This is a genomic window from Gammaproteobacteria bacterium, assembly GCA_029880545.1.
Taxonomy (GTDB): domain Bacteria; phylum Pseudomonadota; class Gammaproteobacteria; order Acidiferrobacterales; family SZUA-150; genus JAOUOD01.
The window spans coordinates 364879-377745 of the sequence record JAOUOD010000002.1 but is presented as its reverse complement, the minus strand read 5'-3'; the positions used below and the strand labels follow the sequence as shown (position 1 = coordinate 377745).

Genomic DNA, 12867 nt, shown 5'->3' with positions numbered 1-12867 from the left:
GATACACCGGAGCGGGAGTGAAACTAGCCTTCTTCAATGGATAGCTTGTGACGTTCTACCACTTCTTTCTTTGGCAGTACGACTTCCAGCATGCCATCCTTGATCGTTGCCTTGGCCTTGGCATCATCCACCAGTGCCGGTAATCTTATTGAGCGCATAAAGTTTTCAGCGCGAATTTCACGACGGAAGTAGTCGCCCTTGTCTTCCTTGCTTTCGGATTTCCTGGTTCCACGAATGGTGAGCACGGCATCCGTTGCAGAAATCTCCAGATCAGATTTGTTAAAGCCTGCAACAGCGGCGTGTACTTCAATTTCATCATCACGCTCGATGATGTCTACCTGGGGCATGGCGGACCGCCAGAACTCGGTCTCGACGGGAAGCGGCCGGCCCCATCTCCTGGGGAACAGCTCTTCGGCCCAGCGCTCCATCTCTTCCAGCATGTTTGCCGGGTTCAGCAGCCGTTCGCTTTTGCCTTCCTGTTTTTTGACAGGGACTTGAGTTGCCATGGTATTACCCTCCTGCCGGATGCGGTGTCCGGCGTATGGTTCAAGCAACACCTACCGCAACAAGCAGGCTAGCGCGAACCGACGGATTTGTCTTTGATGCCGGTCAATCGACGCTTAAACGGAGAGATGGATGGCGCCAGTTTCGCGAGTTTACCTGGTGAAATCGGGCAATGTATCAGTAGCCGAATTCGCCCACCCACTTGTTGGACTTGCGATCGATTCGAAGCCACCTCGGAATAAAATTTTCTACTCGCGGAATATCCATATCAGTCCTGGAAAATTCCTTGCCCGAACCGATTTCACAAGCCGCCCGCATCATTGGTCGGAAGCTGATGGATAATTGCTCCGAGACTCTGGCCAGATTTTTTGCGGTTTGCTCATCCCTGAAGGCCACGTTTTTTACCACCAGGCAACTGAAATACAGCTGCATTTCCACGAGCAGTGGCGTGCTGCGCTGAGCCAACGCTTTTTCCGCCTTGGGCGTAATTTCCACTGAAATGGATTTGCCTTTCATGGTGATCTGCTCCTGCATCCCGGCCTCCTCGGCAGTCTTGGGGTGTTGCTCTTGAATAATACTCATGGCTTGACTGCCCGGGCAATCGACTGTCGCCAGGGATTCGTGCGTACTTTGAACCAGTCCCGTCGAAATTTGTGCAAATGGTATCCGCTGATCGTGTTATTCCAGTACACTCGCGCCTCGGCAGGTGGTGGTGGAGTGTATGGACCCGGTTACAGTTGTTTTTTATGTCTTGCTGCTTGCGATTGGCGCCTATGTGCAGACGGTAACCGGTTTCGCGCTGGGCCTGTTTGTTATGGGGATCGCGGCCCTGGTCGAACTGGATTCGGTAGCGGCCAGTGCCGCAATCGTTACTATCAGTTCGCTGGTGAATACGCTGATGGCGTTGGCCCGGGAGCATCATCATGTCAACTGGCCACTGGTGCGACGAATGAGCCTTGGCCTGATTCCGGCCATGCTGCTCGGTGTATCGTTACTGCATTACCTGAGCCAGGAGTTACAGGCGTTGCTGCGCCTGTTGCTGGGTGGTTTTATTGTCACCGGGGCGGTGATACTGACGTTAAAACCGCACCCGCGTATGCAGCCGGCGTCCGGGATCAAGTCCGTGTTATTTGGCATGGCCTCGGGTCTGTTTGGCGGGTTGTTCAGTACCGGGGGGCCACCCGCGGTCTACCATCTTTACCGGGAACCCATAGCTGTCAGCACGGTTCGCATGACCTTGTTGGCGGTGTTTACGATTTCCACATTGGCCAGGCTGCTGGTCATTGTTCCGGCCGGGCACGTCAGCACTTCGGTTGTGTGGGTCTGCGTTGTCGGCGCGCCGGTGATTATCGGGTTTACCTGGCTGGGTCAGCGATTCGTTCCTCCCATTTCCGATACCGGAATGCGCAGGCTGGCATTTTTTATCTTGTTAGTCATTGGTTTGACCCTGCTTGCCTCGGTATTCAAATAGCCCCTGGTTTGTAAAACTTTCCGGTTTTTGTCCTCCTCGTTTTCTGTCGCACTGGCCTGGTGCGTTGTCGCTGACAACAAGGGTGCCTATATGAACGTTAATATATTAGGAAAAGCTAATAGATATTCAGGTTGCCATAAATAACCATATAGATGACGATGTCGTAATAATGTGGTTAGATATGGTACCCGGTGTTTATGGTGACCCGCATGCGGACACTATAAAGACTTGGTAGAACAGCAACCCCGGAAGTCAGTTTTGAGAGTAAATGTATGTCCAGAGGTACCGTGAAGTGGTTTAACAACTCAAAAGGTTACGGCTTTATCGTGCCTGAAGAGGGTGGTGATGATGTATTTGTGCATTATTCCGTCATCAAGGGAGACGGTTACCGCACCCTGAACGAGGGTCAGCCGGTAACATTTTCTGCCCAGCCCGGGCCCAAGGGTCTTCAGGCGACTGATGTTGAATTAAGCGACTCCTCAGATTAGCTGTCCGTATCCCCCGCAGTAGCCAGCCGCCCCCCCGGGCGGCATACGCGGTGCTGTTCCGTTTCCGTAGCTTTCTCCGGTGAGCGAATACGGTATACTCCGCGCCCTAAATTTCGACCCGGCTCGGGTTTTTCAAGCGTGCAGATCATTATGTCCAGTGTAAATCAGGAAATTGCCAGGCGGCGTACGTTTGCCATTATTTCGCATCCGGATGCGGGTAAAACGACGCTGACAGAAAAATTGTTGCTGTACGGGGGCGCCATCCAGATGGCGGGCACCGTCAAGGGTCGCAAGGCCGAGCGTCATGCCACATCCGACTGGATGGAGCTGGAAAAGCAGCGTGGAATATCGGTGACCTCGTCGGTGATGCAGTTCCCTTACAAGGGGCTCGTCATCAACCTGCTGGATACGCCCGGCCACGCGGATTTTTCCGAGGATACCTATCGCACCCTGACGGCCGTGGATTCGGCGCTGATGGTGATTGATTCGGCAAAAGGCGTCGAGGAGCGCACCATCAAGCTGATGGAAGTGTGTCGCATGCGCACCACGCCAATCATGACCTTCATCAACAAGCTGGATCGCGAGAGCCGTGACCCGGTGGACCTTCTGGATGAAATCGAGGACATCCTGAAAATAGAATGTGCGCCGGTAACCTGGCCTATCGGTAGCGGCAAGCGTTTTCGTGGCGTCTATCACCTGGTCAACGATTCGGTGCATTTCTTCAGCGCCACGCATGGCGGCAAGATCCAGCACGGTGATGTGGTCAAGGGTCTGGATAATCCCGACCTGGACAGGATACTCGGCCCGCAGGCCCGGGAGTTGCGTGATGAGATCGAGTTGGTGCGAGGCGCCAGCCATGAATTTGATCCGGCCGCGTACCTGGCAGGCGACCAGACCCCGGTATTTTTTGGATCGGCCATCAATAATTTCGGTATCGAGGAATTGCTCGACAGTTTTGTCGTGCATGCGCCGCCGCCGCAGCCACGCATGACCCAGGAACGCGAGGTGCAACCGCAGGAAGCGGCCATGTCCGGGTTCGTTTTCAAGATCCAGGCAAACATGGATCCCAAGCACCGTGACCGTATTGCGTTTATGCGTATTACCTCCGGGCGCTATGAAAAAGGCATGAAGCTGTACCAGGTGCGCGAACGCAAAAAGGTCCAGATTGCCAATGCCATCACCTTCATGGCCCAGGATCGCGACCATGTCGAGGACGCCTATGCCGGTGATATCATCGGCCTGCATAATCACGGCACGATTCGTATCGGTGACACCTTTACCGAAGGTGAAGACATGAATTTCACCGGCATCCCCAACTTCGCCCCGGAGTTGTTTCGCCGTGTCGTTATTCGTGATCCGTTGCGCGCCAAGGCCTTGCAGAAAGGGCTGGACCAGTTGTCCGAAGAGGGGGCAACCCAGGTGTTCCGGCCTTTATCCAGTAATGACCTGATTCTCGGTGCGGTGGGCGTGTTGCAGTTTGATGTTGTTGCGCATCGCCTGAAGCATGAATACGGCGTGGAATGCAGCTATGACAACGTTGGCATCTATACTGCGCACTGGGTGCAGTGTGATGACAGGAAGAAGATGGATGAATTCCGGCGCAAGAATGAGCTGCAGCTGGCAACCGACAGCGCCGGCGCGCTGGTGTACCTTGCGCCGACCCGGGTCAACCTCAATCTGGCAACGGAGCGTTGGCCGGAAGTGAAATTTTCGGCATCACGCGAACATCACGCAGGCTGATCGCCAAAAAACAAAAGCCCCGCTGCCTGGATAAAGGCAGCGGGGCTTTTTGTTATCGCTTATTTCTTCACTTCAATCAGGTTGATTTCAAACAGCAGTGTAGAGTTGGGGCCGATCTTGCCACCGGCACCGCGTTCGCCGTATGCCAGGTCAGACGGGATGGCCACGTGCATCTTGCCACCCGGCTTCATCAGCTTTAATGCTTCCTGCCAGCCCTTGATAACCTGGCCCAGCTTGAACGTGGCAGGCTGTTTGCGGGAGTAGGAGCTGTCGAATTCGGTGCCGTCAATCAGGGTGCCGCGGTAATGAACGACAACGGTATCGGATTCCTTGGGATTATTGCCCTTGCCGGCTTCAACAACCTTGTACTGCAGGCCGCTCTCGGTAACCTTCACGCCTTCCTTCTTCTTGTTTTCGGCCAGGAATGCTTCGCCGGCTTTTTTGTTTTCATCGCCCTTGGCCTGTTGTGCTTCCATTTTCTTCTTCTGCAGGTTCATCATGGCGGCCTGCATCTGTTCATGGGTCAGTTTGGACTTGGTGTCGGCCAGGACATCGGCAATTGCTTCGGCAATGGCGTCTGGGTTGACGTCCATCTCCTGTGCCTTGAGGTTGCTGCCAACCTGGAAGCCGATGGCGTAGCTCAGCTTGTTCTTGTCATCGGAAAGATCAACGTCAGCCTTCTTGTTGCAGGCGCCCAGCGCCAGCGCTGACGCCAGAGTAATAACCAGATAGTTGTATTTCATGTTTCCTGACCCTTTGTTCTTTGCTTGGTAAATGAAAAAACACATCATCCCACAGTTTTGCGGAGAGCGCCACGCGATTGCGGTGGTTTGCCGTGGAGTCAGGACTGAGCGTTGCCGGCGGCAGAAGAGGGTTGCTGGTGCGCGAGAAAAAAGGATTCAAATTCGTTTGCCGGCAGGGGGCGGGAGTAGAAATAGCCTTGCCCGATCTGTGCGCCCCACTGGGTGAGAAACCGGTCATGATGGGCTTCTTCAATACCTTCGGCTATGACTTTCATGTTCATACCATGGGCAATGTTGATAATCGCCCGGGCGACGGTGCCATGTTGCCCTGATTGATCGATTTTTTTGACAAACGACTGATCGATTTTGAGAATATCCAGCGGTAATTGCTCGAGATAGCTCAGCGAGGAATGGCCGGTACCAAAATCATCCATGGAAGTATGCAGGCCGAGTTCTTTCAGCGAGTTCAGGATATGCACACTCGCCGTAATGTCTGTCATGGCCATGCTTTCCGTGATCTCCAGATCCAGGCAATATGCCGGGAGCCCGGTGGCGTCCAGGGATTGGCGAATGACCCGGGGCAGATTTGATTTCGAAAATTGTAACGGCGACAGGTTCACGCCGACCACCAGCGGTGTTCGAAACTGTTCAATCCATGCCCTGGTCTGCTGGCAGGCATCAAGAATTACCTGCTCGCCGATAGGAACTATCAGCCCGGTTTCTTCTGCAAGGGGAATGAATTCGGCCGGTGATACCAGGCCATTTTCCGGGTGCAACCAGCGCACCAGCGCTTCCATTCCCATAATGGATCCGTCAGCGAGATCAATCTGCGGCTGGTAATAGACCTGGAACTGGTGTTCTTCAATTGCTTTTCTCATTTGGGCCTCCAGCGTCAGTCGTTTTCGGCTGCGCAGGTTCAGCTCCGGTGAGAAATACTCAATCAGGTTATGTTCGTTCTTTTGGGCAGCGGACAGGGCTGTTTCAGCGGAAAGCAGCAACTGTTCGGCATTGCAATCGCTGACAGGATAAAGCATGACGCCAATATTGGCGCTCATGGACAGGCTCTGTTCACCCATCTCCAGCGGAATGGCAATGTAATTGGCCAATGCCGTGAGCATCACGGTCAGATGGTCGACATCGCGAACATCACGAATGCCAATGGCGAACTGTTGTTCTTCGAGTCGACCAATGATACCGCGATGCTGCATCCACTGATCAAGCTTGTATGCCTGGACCATCAGTGCGGTATCCCCAAACGCAGGCCCCATTGCCTCGCGATAGGTTTTGATCTTCTGAATACATATCACGGCTACCGCGAGCAGGTTGCGGGAGTGGTTTGCCTGTTCCATTTCCTGTTCAAGCAGGCTGGTAAACATCGCTCGATTCGGAAGACCCGTGAGCGGGTCGCGACTCTTTTTATGCTGGCTGAGCAACTCGTTTTGCCGGGCGGAGGAAATGTCCTGCACGGCATTAAGCATCATCGTAGCGGAGTTTCCGTCATCAGATACAAATTCCGTGTGTTGCTGAACATGGAGTACCTGGCCATGGGTATTGACCAGCCGGTATTCCATAAATCCCTGTCTTCCGGTCTTTATCAGTTCCTGCAAATAGGAGTCCACCCTGTCGTAATCTTCCTGGTGTACAAATTTAAGGTAGTCAACAAGGGTGCTTGCGACACCGGCAAACTCGAGACCCAGCAGCTTCTGTATCTCCGGGGACAGCTTGATCCCGGAGTTTTTCACGTTCATTTCCCAGTAGCCGAGCCTGGCAATTTTTTGCGTGCGCGCAAGCTTGAGCTGTTTGTCGGTCAGCTCCAGGAAGTCATCTCTTGCCCTCAATGCGTAGCGAATACGTTCGGACAGCAGCGACCAGTTGATGGGCTTGGTTATGAAATCGGTTGCGCCGCTGTGAAATGCGCGATCAACCGCATCGACATCTTCATCGCCTGTTAGCATGATTATGGGAAGACTTTGCTGGCTGGCGCGTTCGCGAATGGCGCGACATGCATCATAGCCGCTCATATTGGGCATCTTGCCATCCATCAGTACCAGGGAAGGAAGAATGGCGTTGCTCTTGCTTACCGCGATTTCACCATCTTCCGCTTCTTCGGTTCTGTAGCCTTTCTTGTGAAGGATGGAGCAGATCATCTTGCGGGTAAGCGGGTCATCATCCGCCACCAGGATCAGGTGACGGTTTTCTTCCTCGGCAAATATTGTTGTCTCGCCGTAAATCATCGGGTTTCACCCTAGGCTTTGAGCATTTCGTTGATAAGATTGATTGTGTCGGTCAGCGTTTGCCTGCCGTCCGAAATAACAATGTCAATTCCGTCGATATCCCCGTTTTTTCCGCGCAGTTCCACGCTGCGAAAGAGTGCTGCAAGACCCGTAATATGAAGATTCGCGCTCATCCCTTTTAATTGATGTGCGACAGAGACCATGTTTTCAGCGTTACCGCTGGCTGATGCGTTGACCAGTTCCTCAAACAGGCCAGGTGTGATCCTGCAATACTCTTCAAGCAGATCGTTTACGTCGTCACCCAGTATTTGGCGAAGTGTATCCAGCGCTGATATATCGATAAGCATGGAATCGGTCATAAGGTAGCCGCTTGCCTCATGCTGTATTTTGCCGGGACGTATCATCTGCATCGTCTCTGGCCAGCCACTTTTTCAGCATCGCGTCCAGCTGACCAATGTCAATAGGTTTTGACAGGTAATCATCCATGCCGCTGTCAAAACAGCGTTGGCGATCTGATGCCATGGCGTTGGCCGTCATGGCGATAATGACGGTTCGGGCTTTTTCGCCCGGCAGTTTCCTGATGTTCTCAGTGGCCTCGTATCCGCCCATGATCGGCATCTGGCAATCCATGAATACAATATCATAATCCTTGTTCATCACGGCCTTGATAGCTTCTTCACCGTTTTCAGCAATATCGGCTACATGACCAAGATGCTTGAGGATTCCCAGGGCAACCTTGCGATTTATAATGTTGTCTTCGGTCAACAGGATTGATGCTTTTGTATTCATGGCTGGCACTTCTATATCATTTAGAGGTTGGGTATCTGCCATAGCAGGCGGTTTTCCAGGTATCAGGTATTCAGGATGAGCGGAGGTTTTTGCCGTTTTCTTTCTGTTATAAACCGAATTCACGATGGTGTCATGAAGAATGGATTGTTTGACCGGCTTGGTGAGTGTTGCCTGGATACCAAGCTGCCTCTGTTCATCGATTGACCTGTCCAGTGTCATTGATGTCAGCATAATGATATCCGGTCGGTAGTCAGGATAGGTGTTGCGCATGGCCTCGGCGAGCTGGATACCGTTGGTTTCCGGCATCATCATGTCGAGCAGCAACAGGTCGAACAATTTCCCCTGTTTCATTCTTGAGTCAATCAGGGCCAGTGCATTCCTGGCGCAATCCGCTGATTCATGAGGGATGCCCCAGTTCTCCAGCTGGCGCTCCAGGATAGCGCGATTGGTTGAATTGTCATCAATAATAAGCGTCGACACATTATCCAGGTTGAGACTCTGGCCGGGCTCGAAAGCGCCGGAAGATATGCCCATTGGCAGCACAAACCAGAACGTGCTCCCTTCACCTTCGCGGGAGCGAACACCCATGCTGCCACCCATTATCTGCGACAGCTGGCGCGAAATCGTCAGGCCCAGTCCCGTGCCACCGAAGCGCCGTGTGGTTGAGCCGTCGGCCTGGGAGAATGACTCGAATATATTTTTCTGGGCTTCCTCCGGTATGCCGATGCCGGTATCCGAAACCTCGAACCTGACCAGCCTGTTATCATCATGTTCGCCGTCATCGGTAACACGAAGAACCACTTCTCCGCACTCGGTAAACTTGATCGCGTTGCTAAGCAGGTTGGTGACAATCTGCTGCACTCGTACAGGGTCGCCGATTACTCTCTCGAAAACTGATGGTTCGATTTCGCAAGCCAGCTCCAGGCCTTTTTTGTGAGCATTTTCGGCCAGCAAGGCACAACAATCTTCCATGGTCTCGCGGAGATCGAAGTCAATTTTTTCCGTTACCAGCTTGCCTGATTCAATCTTTGAGAAATCGAGTATGTCGTTAAGGATGGTCAGCAGTGTCTTGCCGGACTTGTAGGCAGTGTCAATAAAATCGCGCTGCTCCCTGTCAAGATTGGTATTGCGCGCCAGGCTCAACATGCCGAGCAAGCCATTCATTGGCGTTCTGATTTCATGGCTCATGTTGGCAAGGAACTCGGATTTGGCCTGGGCCATCCTTTCGGTTAATTGCAATGCCTCGGTAAGCTCCCGGGTACGGTCGGTCACCCGGATTTCAAGTATGTCTTTGTGTAATTGAAGCCGGCGCTCCGCAACGATTTTAAGATTAATTTCGTCTTGTATCTTGGTGATCATCGGGTTTACCAGGGCGCGAATAATGCTGGTGCCGAGCGCGGTCAGTAATGCCAGCGTCAGCAGCCCGGGCCATAATGCAACGCTAAACGGAGCGCGTACCTCATCGAGATTGATCTGGGCGACCAGCCCGACATCGAGGGATGGTATATATCGATATGCAGCCAGGACCTGGTTGCCGGAGTTTTCATCTGTCGCCAGTGTTGAGCCGGCACTGGTGCTGCTGAATGCCTTGTTAAACAGGCCGTAACCTGCTGAATATTGTCCGCTATGTCCGTATAGCGTGTCGTAGTGGTTTTCGTGCCGGGTTACGATAAAGAGTTTGCCGCTGTTACCAAAGCCACCAAGCGCTTTGATGGCCGATTCAATTTGCGAGAGAGTGGCGCCTCGGCCACCGTCCTTGTGATCTGCAGTGCTGTGAAGGCGGTCAAATTCGGCTACGGAATCGACAAGGGCGCTGTTGCTGACCACCATGGTCTGGAGATTTTTCACCATCTGACCATATGCTGTGAAGTAGAGCAGGTTTCCTGCAATCAGCAAGGTGATCAGCGCCGTGCCCGCGGTTGCCGCAATGACATTGAACGAGATGGTCCTGGTAAGACTGTCTTCCGTTGCCCGGGTTATAATTCGTGTCATCAGGCTAATGACGAGCACAATAACAAAAATGCTCGCGGGAACTATGGCCTGGTCAAACTGCGCGGTATGGTAGGCAACCGAAGAAGTGTTAACGGTTATCGTTGCCGCCGACATGCCCGCGTAATGCGTACCGCTGACAGCAAATGCAAGAACCAGGGAAATGCCCAGCCTGCTCGCCAGCGCGGTATGTTGTTGCGGGCGATTTAACAGTAACATTGCAGCAGCTGAGCCGCCTATGGCGATCAGTATGGAAAGGGCGATCATCCACGAATCATGCTGCGCCATGCCGTTGTGTGACAAATGACCGCCAGCCTGGAATTTCATGGCGGCCATGCCCGTATAGTGCATCGTTGCCATGCCGATACCGAGCAAGAAAGCGCTCGCCGCAGTATATTTAACGCTCCCGGGGTTGAGCGAGTTGAGATAAAATGCAGCCGCACTGGCGCCGATAGCAACCAGGAGTGACAGCATGGTCAGGGTCAAGTCAAAGTTGTATTGGGCCGGTACCTGCAACGCGAATATGCCGATGATATGCATTGACCAGATTCCGATGCCCAGGCAAAACCCCCCGCCGATTATTGCGGAGCAGTTGCTATTGCTGCGGGATTGGGAAAAATGACTGATCAAGGTCAGCGCCTGGTGCGCTGCCAGAACCGATGTGACAATAGACAACGACACCAGCCAGAGGTCGTAGTGCCCGCTTAACAGGCTACCGTTAATCGAAATTAAATCGTCTGTTCTCATCAGCTCATACAAAGTACGTGTTGTTACGCCCCTCGCCTGTTTCAAGGTCCGACGGGTCATATGTGGATCAGTTTACCTCTATTTATGCGATTATTTCGTTTAATTTTGTTAAAACTTTAAAGCCGAAATATTCCTTCACGTGATTGCTTGAATTCGTTTCACAAGAAATATATTTATATAAACAGGGATAAACAAACAGGTATTGAGGGACTTCAAGTTGAGACAGCCTTCTGTTGGCGATCGCCGCCAAGAGGATCGCCGTCGTTACCCGTTATGGCGCAGTACACATTTCTGGGTCGGGGGCAGGCGCGGCAGTTTTCGTCGAAGTAATGACCCGGGGCTGGTTGACCGGTACCCGGTACCGGTTGCGGCGACCTACCTGGCGATCGTGGCGCTATCTATTATTGATGGCATACTGAGTATGGTGTTATTTGGCATGGGCGCGTCCGAGGTCAATATTCTGATGCGAACCTGGCTTGGCCAGGGGTCAACCGTCTTTATTGTCGGCAAGACCCTGTTGGCCGGCAGCGGGGCATTGATTCTGGCCGTGTTTCACCGGTTTCGCTATTTTCGCCGCTGGCCTGTTTTCGGGCTGATGTTGCTGTTGCTGGCCGGTTACGTGGCAATAGTTGTCTATGAACTCGTGCTGATGTATATGTTCGCCTGACTTCGCTTTGACGTGAACAGACTGAGGAGGGCGGAATGGTCAGAACGACTTCAACCATGCTTGAATTGGGAACGGTAGCCCCGGATTTCTCGCTTCCCGATGTGGATGGCAGCATGGTTTCGAGGACAGATTTTACCGGCACCAGGGGTTTGCTGGTGATGTTCATTTGCAATCACTGTCCCTACGTCAAGCATATCCGGGAAGAGCTCACCGAGTTTGCCAACGAATATATGACCAAGGGCCTGGCGGTAGTGGCTATCAGCAGTAACGATGCCGGTAATTATCCGGACGATGATCCGCAGAAAATGGCCGAAATCGCTGAAGATTACGGCTTCAGCTTTCCCTATCTCTACGATGAAAACCAGGCAGTGGCCAAGGCCTACCGTGCCGCCTGCACACCCGATTTTTTCCTGTTCGATTCCGCTCACAAGTTGGTCTACCGGGGACAGTTTGATGACAGCCGCCCACGCAATGATGAGCCGGTAACGGGCGCTGATTTGTCCCAGGCCGTGGATGCGCTGCTGGCAGGCCAGGCGATCAACGAGGACCAGGTGCCAAGTATGGGCTGCAATATCAAGTGGAAGCCCGGTAACGAGCCGGATTATTTCGGCTGATGCGATATTGTTCGGCATGCTCAGCCGAAACCAGGATCGAGGTGCCGAGCGGTGACAACCGCCCGCGATTTGTCTGCAGCCAGTGCCAGACCATATTTTATGAAAACCCCAAGATAGTCGCCGGCTGCATCCCCCATCACGGGGACCAGGTGTTGATGTGTCGTCGCGCCATTGAACCGCGCCACGGGTTCTGGACCCTGCCCGCCGGGTTTATGGAAAACGATGAAACCGTGCAGGAAGCGGCAATCCGCGAAACGATTGAAGAGGCCGGTGCCCGGGTCAAGGCGCCGCAACTGTATAGTGTTTTCAGCCTGCCCCATATCAACCAGGTGTACATGATGTACCGGGCCGAGCTGGCAGACCTGGATTTTCAGCCTGGCGAGGAATCCCTGGATGCCGGCCTGTATACAAGCGAATCCATGCCTTGGGCAGAGTTGGCTTTCCCGGTCGTTGAGCAGACGCTGAAACTGTTTTTTGCGGATCTTCCTGCAAACCGGTTTCCTGTGCATCACGGTGACATTCGAAAGCTGCAGGCAGACCCGCCGCAGTATCAAACCACCTTGTTCTGAGGCGGTAATTCGGATAAAAATAAATCATTGGATAACCGGAGTTGTCGCCTTGAAACGCAAGGAAGGTATTGATATCCAGGAAGTGGATCAGCGCCTGCAGGGTTTGCGTGAGCGACTGGACGGTGTTCAGGGCGAGGTGCTGCGTTGTGTTGATGAGCAGGCGCATACCGGCGTACGGGAGCAACAAAAGGCCGCGACCCGGGATTATTTCAAATTTTTCTTCGGTGAAAATGTTGACGGCAGTAATGGCCGGAAGCATCGCCGAAAATATTAATCACAATATATTAAAGACTTGGTACTGCTGGAGCCGGA

General features: G+C 53.0%; 13 protein-coding genes. 7 read left to right on the top strand and 6 right to left on the bottom strand.

The window, feature by feature from the left end; genetic code table 11:
- Window positions 1–23: 23 nt before the first annotated feature.
- Window positions 24–506 carry an Hsp20/alpha crystallin family protein gene (locus OEZ10_03930; protein ID MDH5632123.1) on the bottom strand — a complete coding sequence of 161 codons (483 nt, stop codon included), beginning with the start codon at window positions 504–506 and terminating at the stop codon, window positions 24–26.
- Window positions 507–681: 175 nt separating this feature from the next.
- Window positions 682–1086 carry a hypothetical protein gene (locus tag OEZ10_03925; GenBank protein ID MDH5632122.1) on the bottom strand — a complete coding sequence of 135 codons (405 nt, stop codon included), beginning with the start codon at window positions 1084–1086 and terminating at the stop codon, window positions 682–684.
- Window positions 1087–1225: 139 nt separating this feature from the next.
- Between OEZ10_03925 and OEZ10_03920 the strand changes: the two genes are divergently transcribed.
- The 3 genes from OEZ10_03920 to OEZ10_03910 all read left to right on the top strand — a co-directional run bounded on the left by OEZ10_03920 (window position 1226) and on the right by OEZ10_03910 (window position 4203).
- Complete coding sequence (locus tag OEZ10_03920; GenBank protein MDH5632121.1) at window positions 1226–1975, top strand: sulfite exporter TauE/SafE family protein; 750 nt, start codon at window positions 1226–1228, stop codon at window positions 1973–1975.
- Between the two features lie 272 nt (window positions 1976–2247).
- A complete protein-coding gene (locus OEZ10_03915; GenBank protein ID MDH5632120.1) occupies window positions 2248–2463 on the top strand; it encodes a cold-shock protein in 216 nt (71 codons plus the stop codon).
- A 150-nt stretch (window positions 2464–2613) separates the two neighbouring features.
- Window positions 2614–4203 carry a peptide chain release factor 3 gene (locus OEZ10_03910; GenBank protein ID MDH5632119.1) on the top strand — a complete coding sequence of 530 codons (1590 nt, stop codon included), beginning with the start codon at window positions 2614–2616 and terminating at the stop codon, window positions 4201–4203.
- 59 nt (window positions 4204–4262) lie between these two features.
- Here the strand turns inward: OEZ10_03910 and OEZ10_03905 are convergent, their stop codons facing one another.
- From OEZ10_03905 to OEZ10_03890, 4 genes are all read right to left on the bottom strand, one after another.
- Window positions 4263–4946: an FKBP-type peptidyl-prolyl cis-trans isomerase gene (locus OEZ10_03905; protein ID MDH5632118.1), complete on the bottom strand. Its 684-nt coding sequence runs from the start codon at window positions 4944–4946 to the stop codon at window positions 4263–4265.
- Window positions 4947–5044: 98 nt separating this feature from the next.
- On the bottom strand, window positions 5045–7180 hold the full coding sequence (locus tag OEZ10_03900) for an EAL domain-containing protein (protein MDH5632117.1): 2136 nt from the start codon (window positions 7178–7180) through the stop codon (window positions 5045–5047).
- A gap of 11 nt (window positions 7181–7191) precedes the next feature.
- Window positions 7192–7539 (bottom strand): Hpt domain-containing protein, encoded by a 348-nt coding sequence (locus OEZ10_03895; GenBank protein ID MDH5632116.1) that lies wholly within the window; start codon window positions 7537–7539, stop codon window positions 7192–7194.
- 16 nt (window positions 7540–7555) lie between these two features.
- The gene (locus OEZ10_03890; GenBank protein MDH5632115.1) at window positions 7556–10705 is read right to left on the bottom strand and encodes a response regulator; all 3150 of its coding nucleotides are present in this window, start codon (window positions 10703–10705) and stop codon (window positions 7556–7558) included.
- 217 nt (window positions 10706–10922) lie between these two features.
- On the opposite strand from OEZ10_03890, the gene OEZ10_03885 reads away from it, so the two are divergent.
- From OEZ10_03885 to OEZ10_03870, 4 genes are read left to right on the top strand one after another with little or no spacing between them, the layout of a single operon-like run.
- Window positions 10923–11372 carry a DUF5658 family protein gene (locus tag OEZ10_03885; protein MDH5632114.1) on the top strand — a complete coding sequence of 150 codons (450 nt, stop codon included), beginning with the start codon at window positions 10923–10925 and terminating at the stop codon, window positions 11370–11372.
- A gap of 35 nt (window positions 11373–11407) precedes the next feature.
- On the top strand, window positions 11408–11986 hold the full coding sequence (locus tag OEZ10_03880; GenBank protein MDH5632113.1) for a thioredoxin family protein: 579 nt from the start codon (window positions 11408–11410) through the stop codon (window positions 11984–11986).
- The gene (locus OEZ10_03875; GenBank protein MDH5632112.1) at window positions 11986–12555 is read left to right on the top strand and encodes an NUDIX hydrolase; all 570 of its coding nucleotides are present in this window, start codon (window positions 11986–11988) and stop codon (window positions 12553–12555) included. Before OEZ10_03880 ends, OEZ10_03875 begins: the two co-directional genes overlap by 1 nt.
- 49 nt (window positions 12556–12604) lie before the next feature.
- Window positions 12605–12829: a hypothetical protein gene (locus tag OEZ10_03870; GenBank protein MDH5632111.1), complete on the top strand. Its 225-nt coding sequence runs from the start codon at window positions 12605–12607 to the stop codon at window positions 12827–12829.
- The last annotated feature ends 38 nt before the right edge of the window (window positions 12830–12867 follow it).